The sequence below is a fragment of the Acinetobacter tandoii DSM 14970 = CIP 107469 genome (assembly GCF_000400735.1).
GTDB classification, from domain to species: Bacteria; Pseudomonadota; Gammaproteobacteria; order Pseudomonadales; family Moraxellaceae; genus Acinetobacter; species Acinetobacter tandoii.
In genome coordinates, this window is the sequence record NZ_KE007367.1 from 36788 (window position 1) to 52726 (window position 15939).

At 39.3% G+C, this 15939-nt stretch carries 14 protein-coding genes; 6 read left to right on the plus strand and 8 right to left on the minus strand.

Annotated elements, in window-relative coordinates:
• Nucleotides 1-345: 345 nt before the first annotated feature.
• Nucleotides 346-4179, plus strand: coding sequence for a phosphoribosylformylglycinamidine synthase (purL, locus tag I593_RS09610; protein ID WP_016167373.1), 3834 nt, complete (start codon nucleotides 346-348; stop codon nucleotides 4177-4179).
• Nucleotides 4180-4273: 94 nt separating this feature from the next.
• Nucleotides 4274-4927, plus strand: coding sequence for a hypothetical protein (locus tag I593_RS09615; RefSeq protein WP_016167374.1), 654 nt, complete (start codon nucleotides 4274-4276; stop codon nucleotides 4925-4927).
• A 37-nt stretch (nucleotides 4928-4964) separates the two neighbouring features.
• Here I593_RS09615 and I593_RS09620 read toward each other — a convergent pair whose 3' ends face one another.
• Nucleotides 4965-5834: an alpha/beta hydrolase gene (locus I593_RS09620; RefSeq protein WP_016167375.1), complete on the minus strand. Its 870-nt coding sequence runs from the start codon at nucleotides 5832-5834 to the stop codon at nucleotides 4965-4967.
• A gap of 192 nt (nucleotides 5835-6026) precedes the next feature.
• Between I593_RS09620 and I593_RS20990 the strand changes: the two genes are divergently transcribed.
• Nucleotides 6027-6152, plus strand: coding sequence for a KGW motif small protein (locus tag I593_RS20990; RefSeq protein ID WP_016167376.1), 126 nt, complete (start codon nucleotides 6027-6029; stop codon nucleotides 6150-6152).
• A gap of 53 nt (nucleotides 6153-6205) precedes the next feature.
• Here I593_RS20990 and I593_RS09625 read toward each other — a convergent pair whose 3' ends face one another.
• The 5 genes from I593_RS09625 to I593_RS09645 form a co-directional block, all read right to left on the minus strand.
• Nucleotides 6206-6595 carry a carboxymuconolactone decarboxylase family protein gene (locus I593_RS09625; RefSeq protein WP_016167377.1) on the minus strand — a complete coding sequence of 130 codons (390 nt, stop codon included), beginning with the start codon at nucleotides 6593-6595 and terminating at the stop codon, nucleotides 6206-6208.
• 83 nt (nucleotides 6596-6678) lie between these two features.
• A complete protein-coding gene (locus I593_RS09630; RefSeq protein WP_016167378.1) occupies nucleotides 6679-7860 on the minus strand; it encodes a thiolase family protein in 1182 nt (393 codons plus the stop codon).
• Between the two features lie 81 nt (nucleotides 7861-7941).
• Nucleotides 7942-8598, minus strand: coding sequence for a CoA transferase subunit B (locus I593_RS09635; protein ID WP_016167379.1), 657 nt, complete (start codon nucleotides 8596-8598; stop codon nucleotides 7942-7944).
• Nucleotides 8599-8600: 2 nt separating this feature from the next.
• Nucleotides 8601-9302 (minus strand): CoA transferase subunit A, encoded by a 702-nt coding sequence (locus I593_RS09640; RefSeq protein ID WP_016167380.1) that lies wholly within the window; start codon nucleotides 9300-9302, stop codon nucleotides 8601-8603.
• A 210-nt stretch (nucleotides 9303-9512) separates the two neighbouring features.
• Nucleotides 9513-10406, minus strand: coding sequence for a LysR family transcriptional regulator (locus tag I593_RS09645; protein ID WP_026440987.1), 894 nt, complete (start codon nucleotides 10404-10406; stop codon nucleotides 9513-9515).
• A 501-nt stretch (nucleotides 10407-10907) separates the two neighbouring features.
• Between I593_RS09645 and I593_RS09650 the strand changes: the two genes are divergently transcribed.
• Together I593_RS09650 and I593_RS09655 are read left to right on the plus strand one after the other, a co-directional pair.
• Entirely contained in the window at nucleotides 10908-12335 is a 1428-nt protein-coding gene (locus I593_RS09650; RefSeq protein WP_016167382.1) for a GntP family permease, read from the plus strand.
• Between the two features lie 58 nt (nucleotides 12336-12393).
• The gene (locus tag I593_RS09655; protein WP_016167383.1) at nucleotides 12394-13179 is read left to right on the plus strand and encodes a 3-hydroxybutyrate dehydrogenase; all 786 of its coding nucleotides are present in this window, start codon (nucleotides 12394-12396) and stop codon (nucleotides 13177-13179) included.
• A 140-nt stretch (nucleotides 13180-13319) separates the two neighbouring features.
• On the opposite strand, the gene I593_RS09660 is transcribed toward I593_RS09655, so the two are convergent.
• Together I593_RS09660 and I593_RS09665 are read right to left on the minus strand one after the other, a co-directional pair.
• A complete protein-coding gene (locus tag I593_RS09660; protein WP_016167384.1) occupies nucleotides 13320-13607 on the minus strand; it encodes a hypothetical protein in 288 nt (95 codons plus the stop codon).
• A 449-nt stretch (nucleotides 13608-14056) separates the two neighbouring features.
• Complete coding sequence (locus tag I593_RS09665) at nucleotides 14057-15289, minus strand: acetamidase/formamidase family protein (RefSeq protein WP_016167385.1); 1233 nt, start codon at nucleotides 15287-15289, stop codon at nucleotides 14057-14059.
• 362 nt (nucleotides 15290-15651) lie between these two features.
• Here I593_RS09665 and I593_RS09670 point away from each other — a divergent pair, with 362 nt between their 5' ends.
• Nucleotides 15652-15909 carry a hypothetical protein gene (locus I593_RS09670; RefSeq protein ID WP_016167386.1) on the plus strand — a complete coding sequence of 86 codons (258 nt, stop codon included), beginning with the start codon at nucleotides 15652-15654 and terminating at the stop codon, nucleotides 15907-15909.
• Nucleotides 15910-15939 lie beyond the last annotated feature (30 nt).

The following is a 15939-nucleotide window of genomic DNA, read 5'->3' on the forward strand; positions in this document are numbered from 1 at the left end:
GGTTGTAAGGTAAATAAAGTCGCGCTGAGGTTTAAATTGAAGGCTAAAAGAATGATGCAGAATCTTGAGTTGAAGTTTTGTATGTATTTTAAGCAACAATAAATATTTTTTTTGAAAAAATCTCACTATTTCAGCTTTAGTGGTCAATCTAGTTATTTATTTTTAAGTCATTTTATCTAAAAAAGCGTAATAAAACGGTTGTAAGTGAAATTCTTGCAGGATTAGGTTACATAATCAGGGTTATCCATCTAGCTGATTTGACCTTTTCACAGTAGAATATGTGACTCTCTTCAAAGTCACATTGCGGTAAAGTTCAAAAGACTTGCCCGTGGAGCCAAAATCAGCATGTTTATCGTGGCCGGTGCACCAGCACATTCTTCTTTTAAGAAAACTCAACTATTATCACGTCTAGCGTCAATTAGTTCTGTTCAATCAATAGAAAGCCAATGGGTCTATCTGTTTGACCAAGCGCTCAACGAGCAACAGCAGCAATCTGCTTTACAATTATTAAATGAAGGCGAAGTCTTCCAAATTCGTCAAGCTGCGAATGATGAAGTCCAAATTTTAGTGACGCCTCGCGTGGGTACAATTTCACCGTGGTCTTCTAAAGCGACGGATATTTTTGCCAACTGTAATACCCCGATACACCGCCTTGAACGCGGTGTTTTGTTTACTTTAAAAGGTATTTCTGAAGTATCGAATGAAGTAAAGCTGGCGTTACATGACCGCATGACTGAGAGCGTATTTAGCAGCATTGAAGATGCTACGGCATTATTTCAAGAAACTGCGCCAAAACCTTTAAATTCAATTGATATTTTGGGTCAGGGTAAACAGGCATTGGTTCAAGCCAACTCTGAATTTGGTTTTGCTTTGTCTGATGAAGAAATCGACTACTTAACTGAAGCGTTTATCAAGCTTGGTCGTAACCCGCATGACATCGAATTGATGATGTTTGCTCAAGCGAACTCTGAGCACTGTCGTCACAAAATTTTCGGTTCTGAATGGACGATTGATGGTGAAGTTCAACCATTATCATTGTTCCAAATGATTAAAAATACCTATAAAGAATCACCAACTGACGTTTTATCTGCCTATAAAGATAACGCATCAGTGATTGTGGGTTATGACACACAACGTTTCTACCCGAAAAAAGACGAAGACACAGGTCACTATACATATAAGTATAAGAGTCAAGCGGCTCACATCCTGATGAAAGTGGAAACCCACAACCACCCAACAGCGATTGCACCATTTGCAGGCGCAGCAACAGGTTCGGGCGGTGAAATTCGTGATGAAGGTGCGACAGGTCGTGGTGGTAAGCCAAAAGCAGGCTTAACAGGCTTTACTGTATCGAACTTGAATATTCCTGGTTTTGAACAACCTTGGGAAGAAAATTACGGTAAACCATCGCGCATGGCATCTCCACTTCAAATCATGATTGAAGGTCCATTGGGTGGTGCGGCGTTTAACAACGAATTTGGTCGTCCTGCCTTAAATGGTTATTTCCGTACTTTCGAACAGAATATAAACGGTGAAGTGAAAGGCTTCCATAAGCCAATCATGATTGCAGGTGGTTACGGTAATATCCGTCCTGACCATGTAGAAAAAGATGCGATTCAACCGGGCGACTTGCTTATCGTTTTAGGTGGTCCTGCGATGCTGATCGGTCTTGGTGGTGGTGCTGCATCATCTGTAGATAGCGGTACGATGGGTGAAAGCCTAGACTTCGCTTCGGTACAACGTGAAAATCCAGAAATGGAGCGCCGTTGCCAAGAAGTGATTGATACCTGCTGGCGCATGGAAAATGAAAACCCAATCGTGTCTGTACATGACGTAGGTGCGGGTGGTATTTCCAATGCCATGCCTGAATTGGTGAATGACCATGAGCTCGGCGCTATTTTAGACCTTCGTAAGATTCCTTCACTTGAACCTGGTATGTCTCCAATGGAGATTTGGTCAAACGAAGCGCAAGAACGTTATGTACTCGCAATTAAGCCTGAGTCTTTAGAATTATTTGAATCGATTTGTGCGCGTGAACGCTGCCCATTCGCTGTATTAGGCGAAGCGACAGAAGCTCGTCAATTGACTGTAAATGATCCATTGTTCGATAACAAAGCAGTGGATATGCCAATGCAAGTCATGCTTGGTGGTACACCACGTATGAGCCGTTCATACGAAACCATCGAGCGTAAGGGCGATGATTTTGATGCTGCTCAAGTGGACTTGAAAGATGCGATTTTCCGTGTATTAAAGAACCCAACAGTTGCGTCTAAATCATTCTTAATCACGATTGGTGACCGTTCAATTACAGGTATGGTTGCACGTGATCAGCTCGTAGGTCGTTGGCAGGTTCCTGTTGCTGATGCAGCAGTAACCACGACAAGTTTACAAGGTTATACAGGGGAAGCGATGGCAATGGGTGAACGTCCACCTGTGGCATTGTTAAACCCAGCAGCATCTGCACGTTTGGCAGTGGCTGAATCCATTTCAAACATCATGTGTGCCAATATCGAACAGATCAGTGACATTAAATTGTCAGCAAACTGGATGGCAGCAGCAGGGCAAAAAGGTGAAGACCAAGCCTTGTTTGAAGGTGTCAAAGCGATTGGTATGGAAATGTGTCCTGCTTTAGGTATTGCAATTCCAGTAGGTAAAGACTCACTTTCGATGCGTACCACTTGGAATGACGAAGGTCAGGACAAGTCAGTGACTTCGCCAATGAGTGGTGTGATTACCGCATTTGCACCTGTAAATGATGTACGTAAGACCTTAACGCCTGAATTGAAAAATACTGATTCTGTATTGGTTCGTATTGATTTATCTAAAGGTCAATTCCGTTTAGGTGGTTCGATCCTTGCGCAAGTCTATAAAGCGATTGGTTCAGTTACTCCAGATGTTGACAGTTTTGCGGATTTCAAAGCATTCTTTGATTTGGTACAAGACTGGAACAACCGTGGCTTAATTCAAGCTTACCATGACATTGGTGATGGTGGTTTATTGGCAACTGTTGCAGAAATGATGTTCGCTTCACGTTTAGGTGTAGCACTAGAAAATCAATCTACAGCAGCGTTGTTCGCAGAAGAAATTGGCGCAGTCCTTCAAATCAGTACTTCTGACTGGGCGACTCTTGCAGCCGAAGTTGCTGCATCAAGCTTAAAAGACGCCATTTCAGTTGTAGGTTCAGTCAATAACACAGATCAGTTAACGATCAATGGTTTGACTTTACCTCGTGTTGACTTACAACATGCTTGGGCTGAAGTATCACACCAAATTCAACGTTTACGTGATAACTCTGAAACTGCTGATCAAGAGTTTGCCTTAATCGCAGACAATTCACACCAAGGCATCATTGCACAGCCTACTTTTGATTTGAATGAGCCAGTCGAAGCGCCGTTTATTAATTTACGCCGCCCAAGTATGGTGATTTTGCGTGAACAAGGTGTCAATGGCCAAACTGAAATGGCGGCTGCATTTGACAAAGTTGGCTTTAACACAACCGATGTGCACATGAGTGATTTGCTTGCAGGTCGAGTGGATTTAAATGACTTCGAAGGCTTGGTAGCTTGTGGTGGTTTCTCTTATGGTGACGTTCTAGGTGCTGGTGGTGGTTGGGCAAAATCAGTCCTATTTAACCCACGCTTACGTGACCAGTTCGAGAAATTCTTTAACCGTCAAGAAACATTCACTTTAGGTGTGTGTAACGGTTGTCAAATGATGTCACAACTTGCGCCGTTAATTCCTGGTGCAGATGCTTGGCCACGTTTCCATCGCAATACTTCAGAAGTATTTGAAGCACGTGCAGTGAACGTTCGTATTGAAAAATCACATTCTGTATTGCTTGAAGGTATGGAAGGTTCGATTCTTCCGATTGCAGTAGCACATGGTGAAGGTCGTGTGGTGGCAACTGCGGATCAACTTGCTGCGTTAAATGCAGGCAACCAAGTGACTTTACGTTATGTAGATAGTCATGGGAACCCAACTCAGCACTATCCATTGAACCCGAACGGTTCTCCAGAAGCGATTACAGGTGTAACTTCTAAAGATGGTCGTGCAACGATTATGATGCCGCATCCAGAGCGTAATTTCCGCGCTATTCAGCATTCTTGGAAACCTGAAGAGTGGACTGAAGATGGTGCATGGTTACGTATGTTCCGTAATGCACGTAAGTTTATCGGTTAATTGAAAAATTAATCTTTGAGAATGCCACTTTTAAGTGGCATTCTTTTTTTATAAACATAAGAAATTCTAATTATCAAATATAAGAGGATCTAAATTGAAGAAAGTTATCTTATCAATGATTTCTACAGCAGTAGTATCAGGGTTTGGTATTTATTGTTTGTTAAATGGATTATTAGAAGGTGCAGAATCAGTTGTATTAATTTTAGGTGGGGTGTTTGTTGGTTTTATTGTTTATTTTTCTTCTGAAATACAGGAATTCACGATAGCCGGCAATGCTGTCAAATTTAAAGATTTAAAAAATGAAGCTGCACAGACAATTGAAGAATTAAAAGATGCTAGAACAGAATTGTTTCGTTTATTGTTACCACAGGCACTAAAATTAGATGGAAATTTAGGCGGCGGTTCAATAGTTGATGGGCGAGTAAATTACTTTATTAAATTATATGGAAAAATTAAAGAATTTAGATGCGTTGCAGATTTAAAAGATGAAATTATAAAGGTTTTGAGAGTATTAATAACATCACAATACAATAGTTTGAATTTTATACATAAGTCAGAATATCTATATCCTAGAGATAGTTTAGAAAGCTTATGGTTACCCCGAGATTTATCAATCCATTTAAAAGATGAAATGATTCAGAATTTGATAAACCCTCAAGGAAGTCAATCTAGTTATAAAACCGCTAAGGAAGATATTTTCAATGCTATTGAAGCGTATACACAGCTTTATGGTATTTATAAAAAATAGAATAAAGTCAATAATCTAATATTTGTCTACCGTAAGATTATTTAACATTTTGCTGCATAAATTGATCAACTTGACGGGTATAGTCATTATCTTGCCCCAAGTTTCGATTAATTTCGGCATGCGACAAGGGCAGAGGTAAATAGGCTGTCGATGCACCTAAAGCTTTGGCTTGTTGAATAAATGAATGTGCTTGTATACAAGGTTGATCAGGACGAATGGTGGAGCAGACCGCCAGAAAAGCAGGCGAGGAATGTTTTAACTGAACTTTGGGTGAAACCAAACGCCAGTTTTCTTTAGAAGACCCAAAAACACGATCATAAAATTGAGCATGTTGATTGGACATGATGGTTTCTATGTCATAGGCAGCACTATCTAAGGAAATCGTTGCTTTCCATGGTTTGGGAAAATTTGAAATCCATTCTGGGTGAGTAGAAAGTAAGGTGACCAAATGTGCACCAGCAGAATGCCCCATAATCATGATTTTGTGACTATCAGCTTGCCAATTTGAGGCATTCTTTTGCACAAAATTCAGTGCATCGGCAATATCTTGAGTTTGCTGTTGCACTGTGACTTTAGGAACTAAGCGATAATTCACTGAAATCACGACCCAACCTTGTTGATTCCAATAGGTCGCTTTATGCTGTATTAAGCCTTGATGAGACTTATCTCCAATACTCCAAGCTCCACCATGTACAATCATTAAAATGGGTGCAAGTTTTTGATTCGGCAGATTAGATTGTGGGAGATAGAGATCTAATTTTTGTAATGTATTGGGCCCATAAGCAATATTACGTATTGTATTTTTTGCTCGAAAAATCTCTAGATTTTGAAAAAAGTTAGCATAGCTAGTTTGCATATTAAACAATACGAGCAGACAAAAAGTAACAAGGGAAAGAGGACGTTTCATTATTATCCCAACTCTTTTTTTGTGTTGATATTTTAGCACCGCTATAGATGCAGTTGTACGACTTTAAAATCATCAGGATATAGTTTGAAAAATCTGAACGGTATAAAGCGCTAAAAAGTTGGTGTAAAATTTGCTTAATAAATAATCGAAATATGCAGTTTATTAAAATGATAATAGTGTTGGAGATAGCAAATGATAAAAACAGCAACATATCCAAATAAGATGGTGCTTAAGCAAAAGGGCTGGAAGTGGTTCGTGGTTGTGGTCAGTCTGCAATTGAGTTTAATACTCGGTTATGTCATTGCACAAAATCTGTAATGTCTAAAATAAGACATTAAGAGCCATCAAATCTGGCTCTTAATCGTTGTAAATTATGAGTTGTTATTTTGGTATTCGGTAATGACTTCTAATGCTGCGCGGAAGGCTTCTTGTGTTGCAGGCGCGCCACAATAGGGCAAGCTGTGTAGTAACACTTCCTGAATTTCTTCAACTGTCGCTCCATTGTTGAGTGCACCACGGACATGTCCTTTAAGTTCGGTGGGACTTTTGAGTGCAGTTAAAAAGGCAAGGGTAATTAGCGAGCGATATTTACGAGGTAACACACCTTCACGTTGCCAAGTCGAGCCCCAAGCATGTTCATTAATCCAATCTTGTAGCGGTTGAGTAAAAGGTACAGTATTGTCTTGAGCACGTTTGACAAAACTTTCACCCATTACTTCAGTGCGTACTTTTAATCCATTTTCATAATCTTGCTGAGACATTTGAGTCACTCTTCCTCATTAAAAAGTGATAAAAGTTTAACCTTTTATCACTTTGATCTGTATGATTTTTTAAAACTTGACAGTTAATCAACAAGTTCTACGGCAATTGCTGTTGCCTCACCACCGCCAATACAGAGTGTAGCTACGCCTTTGGTTTTACCTAAACGCTTTAATGCATAGATTAAGGTTAAAATGATGCGTGAGCCTGATGAACCCAATGGGTGACCCAATGCACATGCACCACCGTTTACATTAACTTTTTCAGGGTCTAGATTGAAAGCATCAATAGCTGCCATGGTTACAATAGCAAAGGCTTCATTGATCTCCCATAAATCTACATCTTCTATAGACCATCCCGCTTTTTTCAGGACTTTTTCAATTGCAGCCACAGGCGCAATGGTAAATTCTGAAGGATGTTGAGAGTTAGTTACTGTAGCGCGAATATGGGCCAGTGGGGTTAAACTGCGAGCTGCCGCCTGTTCAGCCGACATCACCAACATGGCAGATGCACCATCTGAAATGGAACTTGAATTGGCTGCGGTGATGGTGCCATCTTTGGCAAAGGCAGGACGTAGGTTTGGAATTTTATCAATATTGGCATGAAACGGATTTTCATCTTGTGCCACAATTACTTCACCTTTGCGGCTCGACACGGTAATTGGTGCAATTTCAGCTTGTAAAAAACCATTTTGAATAGCAGCTTGCGCACGAGTTAAAGAACGAATTGCAAACGCGTCTTGTTGCTCGCGAGTGTAGCCTTTTTTATCGGCCATTTTTTGTGCCAGAACACCCATTGAAAGTCCAGTTTCGGCATCTTCTAGACCTTCTTGGAACATGTGATCTTTAATTTCACCATGCCCCATACGGTAACCTGAACGTGCTTTTGGTAGTAAGTAAGGTGCATTACTCATGGATTCCATACCACCTGCCATGATAATTTCTGCATTACCAGCGCAAATAGCATCGGCAGCCTGCATCACAGCTTTCATACCTGAACCGCAAATTTTATTGATAGTGGTTGCACCAACATGATCAGGTACACCTGCAAGGCGCATTGCTTGGCGAGCAGGAGCTTGTTTTAAGCCCGCAGGCAAAACACAGCCCATAATGACTTCATCAATATCCTGAGCGGCAACATTTGCGCGGTTTAAAGTCTCTTGAATAACGGCTGCGCCAAGTTCAGGGGCTGAAAGACTTGATAGTGCGCCTTGAAAACTTCCCATTGCAGTTCGGCTACCAGCAACAATGACGATGTCTTTATTCATGTTTATCTCCGTGTATTTATACCTGTTCCGTTCTTGTTGAATCAAAATTAAAGCAGCCGAAGCTGCTTTAACTCATCTGATTTATGCACTTACCGTTTCTTGAACGTTATCGACAATCAATTGTACGCCAGTAACCGCTTGAATTTGTTCTAAGCTAACATCTTTCGCCAGCTCAATGAGTTTCACACCTTCAGGCGTAATGTCCATTACACCTAAATCACTGATAATACGATTGACTACACCTTGACCAGTCAGTGGTAGGGTACATTGTTCTACAATTTTGGGACTACCATCTTTAGCACAGTGTTCCATCAGCACAACGACTTTTTGCACACCAGCAACCAAGTCCATCGCACCGCCCATACCTTTAACTTTCTTGCCTGGAATCATCCAGTTGGCAAGGTCACCTTGTTCAGAAACTTCCATCGCACCCAAAATGGCAATATTCACGTGACCACCACGGATCATGGCAAAAGATTCTGAACTTGAGAAAAATGCAGCGCCTTTGCGTGCAGTTACGGTTTGTTTACCTGCATTAATCAGGTCGGCATCTACGGTTGCTTCGGTTGGAAATTCACCTATACCCAATAAACCATTTTCAGACTGTAACCAGACATTGATATTCTCTGGAATATAGTTGGCGACCAACGTCGGTAAACCAATACCAAGATTGACATAAAATCCATCTTCAAGTTCTAGTGCAGCGCGTGCAGCCATTTCATTGCGTGTCCAAGCCATGATTAAGCCTCCTGCTTAATGGTTAATTGTTCAATGCGTTTTTCAGGGGTGGCATTCAAGATAATACGATTGACATAGATGCCTGGCAAATGAATGTCATCAGGATCGAGTTCGCCAATTTCAACCACGTGTTCTACTTCAACTACGGTAAATTTACCTGCCATTGCACATTCTGGATTGAAGTTACGTGCGGTTTTACGGAAGATCAAATTACCCGCTTTATCCGCTTTGTAGGCTTTGACTAATGCAACATCTGCCGTTAATGAGTTTTCGAGAATATACGGTTTACCGTCAAAATCGCGTTGTTCTTTGCCTTCGGCAATTAGCGTGCCGACACCGGTTTGAGTAAAGAAAGCAGGAATACCTGCACCGCCAGCGCGTAATTTTTCTGCCAGTGTGCCTTGTGGGGTAAGTTCAACTTCGAGTTCACCATTTAAATATTGGCGTTCAAATTCTTTATTTTCACCGACATAAGATGAAATCATTTTTTTAATTTGTTTGGTTTGTAAGAGTTTGCCTAAACCAAAATCATCGACACCTGCATTGTTGGAAATACAAGTAAGTTCGTTAACCCCAGTTTGTTTAAGTGCTTCAATCAGCGCTTCTGGAATACCGCATAAGCCAAAACCACCGACTGCAATCGTTTGTCCATTTTTAACTACATCTTGCAATGCAAGTGTTGCACTTGAATAGAGCTTATTCATATTAACTTCTCTAAATCCCTTAGTTATCTTGAATCCATTATTAGCACTGCTTTGACAGATAATGAAGTTGAAATTTTCAAACAATTAATCAGAAAAACTCAATAATGGGGCGAAAAATAGGCAAAATTCAGCACAGTCCACGGGTTGAACACCTTGTAATGAGCTAAGCTGAATAGTTTAGAAATTGTTTTTTAATTTTAAGTATTTATTTTATATGTGTTTTTTGTAATTGTATTGCTTAAGTGTTTCAATAAACTGAGCTGTGATGTTGGAAATTTCAAAATTCTTTTTATAAATAATTCCAACAGGTTTAATCAAATCTTGATCTTGTAATTCAATCAGTACATTTTTTTCAGTATCAATAAACTGTTGGAAATGCCGTGGAATTACACTTACTCCAATGCCTAATGCAACAAAACTTGATAAAGAGCTGATTTGATGACATTCAACTTTTAAGTCCAATTGAATGTTATTTTTTTTGCAATTTTCTTCAATCAGATAGCGCACAATCGAAGGCTGTTGCAAGGTCACGAAAGGATTGGCACAGAGGTCTTTCCATGTAATTGAAGTTGTATGCGCTAATGGATGTGCTTTGGGTAATAAGGCAAGAAAATCTTCATTGAATAACGGTAAGAATTCAAGCGTATCGATTTGTTGTGGTTCGAAACATATACCGAGTTCAAAAATACCATCGAGCACATTCTCAATAATTTTTTCATTGGTAATGTCATGAATTGAAAAATTAATATTCGGGTGTAAGCCTAAGAAGTTTTGAATTACATTCGGCATGATGGCATGCGTGACAAAAGGCATAGAGGCAATATTGAGTGTCCCACGCTGTAATTTAAAACGTTGTTTGACATCTTTTTCCATATCTTCCCAATTTGCCAATAGTTTTTTGGCATAAGGAATCAGGGATTTACCCTCGAAAGTTAACTCTACACGGCGTGTGTTGCGCTTAAAAAGTTTTCCACCCAGTTCTTCTTCTAAAGTTTTAATGGTGAGGCTTAATGCAGATTGACTGAGATGAAGTTCATTCGATGCATTGGCATAGTTCAAACTGCGGGCTAGGGCTAAGAAGGCTTTTAGTTGTTTTAAAGTCATAACTAGATGCGTACCATGCGGGCTGAGTGAAATATGAGGTCTGGTTTGATTTTGATCCTTTTTCACATGAAATGCAAAAAAACAATGAAGTTACAGATAATTAAATTTATTTTAATTCTATTTTTTATAATAATTTTAAATATTATTTGGTGTTTAATTTTATTATAATAAAAGAGATTAATGAGTTTTTTAAAATAATTAATCATTTTTTTAAATATATTAAATTTTGTTTATTTTTATTTTATAAATTATTGATATTTATGTTTTAATTTTTAATTAACGATTATTTATAATATTTAAATGTTGTTTTTTGAATTTTTGGTGTTATTTTTTTAAATACTAAAAGTGGTATTAAAAAATTTTCTGCTTGTTGTTTTTATATAGAGTTTAGGATAACTCTTAATAAAATTGAGCATTTTTTCGGTCAAAAAATAAAGGTCTATCACATTGTCTAACGCAATGTGTGCGCCCTTATGTATTCTTTATCAGGGAGAAAAGAATATGTGGGATTTATTTGTCATCCTACTGTCTTTAGGTTTGTTGATGTACACAGCCTATAAGGGATTTTCGGTCATTCTCATGGCACCCCTCTGTGCCTTACTCGCGGTATTTTTAATTGCACCCAACCATGTTTTACCATTCTATTCAGGCGTATTTATGCCCAAAATGGTGAATTTCATTAAAGACTATTTTTTGGTCTTTTTATTGGGTGCAATTTTCGGCAAAGTTGTGGAAATGTCGGGGATTGCCTCCTCGATTGCAAAAACCATTGTCAGTTTAATTGGGGCTAAACGTGCAATTTTAACGGTTGTATTGTTAGGTGCAATTTTGACTTATAGTGGTGTGAGCTTGTTTGTGGTGGTGTTTGCGGTATATCCATTTGCGAATCAACTGTTCCAAGAAGCGAATATTCCAAAACGTTTAATTCCAGGCACAATTGCACTCGGTGCATTTACCTTTACCATGGATGCCCTGCCAGGCACACCACAAATTCAAAATGTGATTCCAACCACGTTCTTTGGCACCAATATTTATGCAGCGCCTTTTTTAGGGATTATTGGTGCAATTTTTGTGCTATGTATGGGGCTGCTTTATCTACAATGGCGTTGTCGTGCTGCTGAACAAGCAGGTGAGGGTTATGCAGGGTTCGCGAATGAACAAGTACAAGCTACAGATTCGACTACGACAGTAAATCTTTTAGATAGTCAAAATGGTTCTAGAGCACGTCAGGCACTGGCTTTTGTACCGCTTATTTTAGTTGCGGTCACGAACAAGTTTTTATCTACCGCAATTCCAAAATGGTATCCAAATGGCTTCGATTTTAATGCAATTGGTTTGGCCAATTACACTGTAGATGTAGCGAAAACAGGTGCAATCTGGGCGGTCGGTTTGGCATTAATTGTCGGCATAATCACTGCATTTTTATATGACTATCAGCGTGTAATTGTGCAGTTTAAAGAAGGTGTGAATACCAGTATTAGCGGTGCTTTACTTGCAGTCATGAATACCGCTTCGGAATATGGTTTTGGTGCCATTATTGCGGCATTACCAGGCTTCGCTTTGATCAGTCACGGTTTAAGTTCAACTTTTACCAATCCTTTGGTGAATGGTGCCGTGACCACGACTGTGCTGGCGGGGATTACAGGTTCGGCATCAGGTGGTATGAGTATTGCCCTGAGTGCGATGGCGGAACAATACAATGCGGCTATTCTCGCGGCAGGTATTCCACCAGAAGTCATGCACCGTGTAGTGTCTATGGCATCGGGGGGGATGGATACCTTACCGCATAATGGCGCAGTAATTACCCTACTTGCGGTGACTGGTTTAACCCACAAGCAGTCTTATAAAGATATTTTTGCTGTCACTATCATTAAAACCACTGCGGTATTTGTTGTGATTGCAGCATTTACAATTTTCGGTATTGTCTAAAATTACGTTAAGGACTAGGCCTGTGCAAGTTGCAGGCTAGATGTAAAAGGAGTAAGTCATGAGCTTGCAATTAGAAAATAAAGTTGCATTTATTACAGGTTCAGCCAGTGGCATTGGTTTAGAAATTGCCAAAAAATTTGCACAAGAAGGTGCAAAAGTTGTGATCTCCGACATGAATGCTGAAAAATGTCAGGAAACGGCTGAAGCACTAAAAGCACAAGGTTTTCAGGCACTTTCAGCCCCTTGTGATGTGACGGATGAAGCCCAGTATCAGGCAGCAATTGAATTAACGCAAAACACTTTTGGTACTTTGGATATCTTGATTAATAACGCGGGCTTTCAACACGTTGCGCCAATTGAAGAATTTCCAACATCGGTGTATCAAAAACTGGTTCAAGTGATGTTGACAGGTTCTTTTATTGGAATCAAACATGCCTTTCCAATTATGAAAGCACAGAAATCAGGTCGTATTATTAATATGGCATCGATTAATGGCTTAATTGGATTTGCGGGTAAAGCGGGTTATAACAGTGCCAAACATGGTGTGATTGGGCTAACAAAAGTTGCTGCTTTAGAATGTGCTCGTGATGGTATTACCGTAAATGCACTGTGTCCAGGTTATGTGGATACGCCATTGGTACGTGGTCAAATTGCGGATTTGGCTAAAACACGCAATGTGAGTTTGGACTCTGCACTTGAAGATGTGATTTTAGCGATGGTGCCACAAAAGCGTTTACTTCGTGTTGAAGAAATTGCTGATTATGCAATTTTCTTGGCCAGTGACAAAGGTGCTGGTATTACGGGGCAGGCTGTAGTTATGGATGGAGGATACACTGCACAATAACAATACTTATAAATTGAGAGACGACTCTATCCAGCCATAAAAGAATCGCTATTCTTTAGATGGAGTCGTCGCTTTTTTCCTTAACCAGTCGGAAACGACTGGTTCTTTTTTAGAAGGTGAGTGTCTATTCGTTTGGCTCTTTATTTTTCGCTTTTAAAAAAAAGTAAGAGTGTAGAAACGAAAGTGAGCATAAAAATAACCGGCCAAATAATCAGTAAGTCTATACGAATATCTGCTTGTGGCGTTTTGAATTGAACCCAAAATTCCCAACATGCATAAAGTAACCATAAAATTGCGGTAAGCCCTAAATATTTCGCACTACGCCGATGGCTAAAATTACGTACGATTAAATAGCCAATAAAAAATACGCAGGCAATCCCAAAAATGAAAAGAGGTTTTGCGACCAATAAATTTGTCAGAAAATTCATATCAACCTCCTATAAAACCTTCCTAGGCGCAAACTTACAGTACTTGAATGATACTTTAAGCAGGATATATTCAGATCAGAATTGAGTCGAGCATTTAAAAGACTTTGAGTTTCAGGGGTAATTAGGCTTTTCGAAACAGATCAATTCGCTCTAACTTACCTGAGATCGAAAATTGTAACTGGCTTAAATTATCTGGGCATCCTTATCGTTAAGTACGCGAAGGGTTTGAATCCTGTCATTATTGTTATCCTCTAGCTTATATAAATAGTTTATGACTTTGAGGATTTTTTAATCAATGATTTGACGTATAAATGTGGTGATGAGATGTAAACAACGGTGAATTTAAACTGGTGTAATGGGTACGAGAACCGCCTCTGTCCATTGTATTGAAACTATTTATTCAGTGAAGGCGATTGTGCAATCACCTTCATTTTCAGTTTAAGGATTCGTTATTTGTTAGGATTGGTTGGCTCAAACTCTTTAAAATCAGCTTTGCGGATTTTGGCATGAATACCTTTAGTGCGGTCAACCACTTGTGAAACTTCAAAATCTGTTGCAGCACTTAAGTAAGCATAGGCAGTCGCTTCATCAATACCATATTCTTGATGTAAAAAACGGATTGCTTCACGGGTAGATTTTTTCATCGCTTCATCTAGATCGGCATCTAAACCAGGAGTAATCCAAAACTCTGCATTTTCGGCTAAAGGTTGTTTAATTTCTTGACCTGGAATCTTGTCCTTACCTGCCTTTAATAAGGTAAATTTGAGGGTTGCACGCGCTGATGCTTCCAATGCTGTCAGTGCGACTTCACCATCACCTTGCGAGAAATGGCTATCGCCTGTGTAAAAAAGTGCACCTTTGACTTGTACTGGATAATAGGCAGTTGCACCCGCACCAAGCTCATTAATATCAATATTTCCACCATACAAGGCTGGTGGTACAGAGTGAACAGGTTCAGAAGTATTTGCAGCTACCCCCATAATGCCCATAAAAGGATAAAGCGGGAAACGAATCGCTTTACCTGATGCAGTTTTTAATACGCCTTCATATTCACCTTGAGCATTCTTTTCAATTGGGGTGAAAATTGAAACATTGCCGAAACGTTCAGGATGTTCAGCAGATGGATTATCTTGTTGAGGTGTCTTTGGAAACTCTCCGACCAATGCTCCTTTTCCATGTCGATTCGAAATTACACCATAGGGTACACGTGGTTCGACCTTAATCACCTCGACTTTTAAAATATCCCCAGGCTCAGCACCTGCAATGGCAACTGGCCCTGTAACAATGTGGGGGCCATCTTTATGGAAGTCATGTGCTAGTTTGGATTGGGTAATTTTTTTGGCTTCATCTAGAATATATTCAGACTTGACCCCTTTAGATTGGAAATATTTGTCTGCATCACGGCCTTGATCTTCAAGTAAACCTTCATGGGAGACCGTATCGAATGTGACAATACTTCCAGAATTTACCGTCAAAACTGCTTTTGCATCTCGATTAGGTAAATAACCCCAAGTAATAGTATTTAGCGTGGATGGTACATAGTAGTTGCCTTTATATGCACCCTCTTTAAGTAAGGTTGGTTTTTCAGATATTTGTTTAAGAATTTTGAAATCATCGGCATAGGTGAATGCTGAGCTCAATGTCGTTAATACAGCCAATGAAATAAGTTTAATTTTCAACATAAGTTTAACCTTTACTTAATCTATCTCCAATCTATGTATTTGATATATAGCAATCCTTATGCCAATTTTGATTTCTTAATCAATTCAATACTTCTAATAAATTATGTGAAAATTAAATTAGTTAATTTGACTTATGATGATGCAATTCATTGGAGGGTTATTTACTCATAGGTAAAATATGCTTAGTTTTAGAGCAACTTTTGAATTGGTCATATTTCTATACAATCACCTCATCATCCCAGTTTTTGAAAATAGATCATGTTAGAAATTTAAAGATAAAAATCTGTACAATTTTTCAACTTTATCTCTATTCTGTTTGCTATGATCAAAAGAAATAATTCATCAATACCAAGAGAACAAGAATGAGCTTTATTACAGCCGAACATGCCAAAATTCTTACGGCAACCGCCAAATTGGATATCAACCTCTATAAAGAGCGTTTAGCAAAATTAATTGAAGAAAGTGCTCAGCAGGGGAATACAGCAGTATTTGCTGTTTTACCTAAGCATTTGCCGCTTAGTGAAATTCGGGAGCTTTCGGCTGAATTGACCCAGTTGGGTTATCAAGTTCGTTTCGAAGTAAATGAGTTCTTTTATAGTTTTAGCGTGTACTGGATATAGCGTAATCGCTTTAATTGATGTTCATGACAA

Coding starts and splice junctions, on each gene's coding strand:
- I593_RS09625 (WP_016167377.1), bottom strand. CDS start 6,595: ATGTCTCAGCAAGATTATGAAAATGGATTAAAAGTACGCACTGAAGTA.
- I593_RS09670 (WP_016167386.1), top strand. CDS start 15,652: ATGAGCTTTATTACAGCCGAACATGCCAAAATTCTTACGGCAACCGCC.
- I593_RS09645 (WP_026440987.1), bottom strand. CDS start 10,406: ATGACTTTAAAACAACTAAAAGCCTTCTTAGCCCTAGCCCGCAGTTTG.
- I593_RS09655 (WP_016167383.1), top strand. CDS start 12,394: ATGAGCTTGCAATTAGAAAATAAAGTTGCATTTATTACAGGTTCAGCC.
- I593_RS09660 (WP_016167384.1), bottom strand. CDS start 13,607: ATGAATTTTCTGACAAATTTATTGGTCGCAAAACCTCTTTTCATTTTT.
- I593_RS09665 (WP_016167385.1), bottom strand. CDS start 15,289: ATGTTGAAAATTAAACTTATTTCATTGGCTGTATTAACGACATTGAGC.
- I593_RS09635 (WP_016167379.1), bottom strand. CDS start 8,598: ATGGCTTGGACACGCAATGAAATGGCTGCACGCGCTGCACTAGAACTT.
- purL (WP_016167373.1), top strand. CDS start 346: ATGTTTATCGTGGCCGGTGCACCAGCACATTCTTCTTTTAAGAAAACT.
- I593_RS09650 (WP_016167382.1), top strand. CDS start 10,908: ATGTGGGATTTATTTGTCATCCTACTGTCTTTAGGTTTGTTGATGTAC.
- I593_RS09630 (WP_016167378.1), bottom strand. CDS start 7,860: ATGAATAAAGACATCGTCATTGTTGCTGGTAGCCGAACTGCAATGGGA.
- I593_RS09640 (WP_016167380.1), bottom strand. CDS start 9,302: ATGAATAAGCTCTATTCAAGTGCAACACTTGCATTGCAAGATGTAGTT.
- I593_RS09620 (WP_016167375.1), bottom strand. CDS start 5,834: ATGAAACGTCCTCTTTCCCTTGTTACTTTTTGTCTGCTCGTATTGTTT.
- I593_RS20990 (WP_016167376.1), top strand. CDS start 6,027: ATGATAAAAACAGCAACATATCCAAATAAGATGGTGCTTAAGCAAAAG.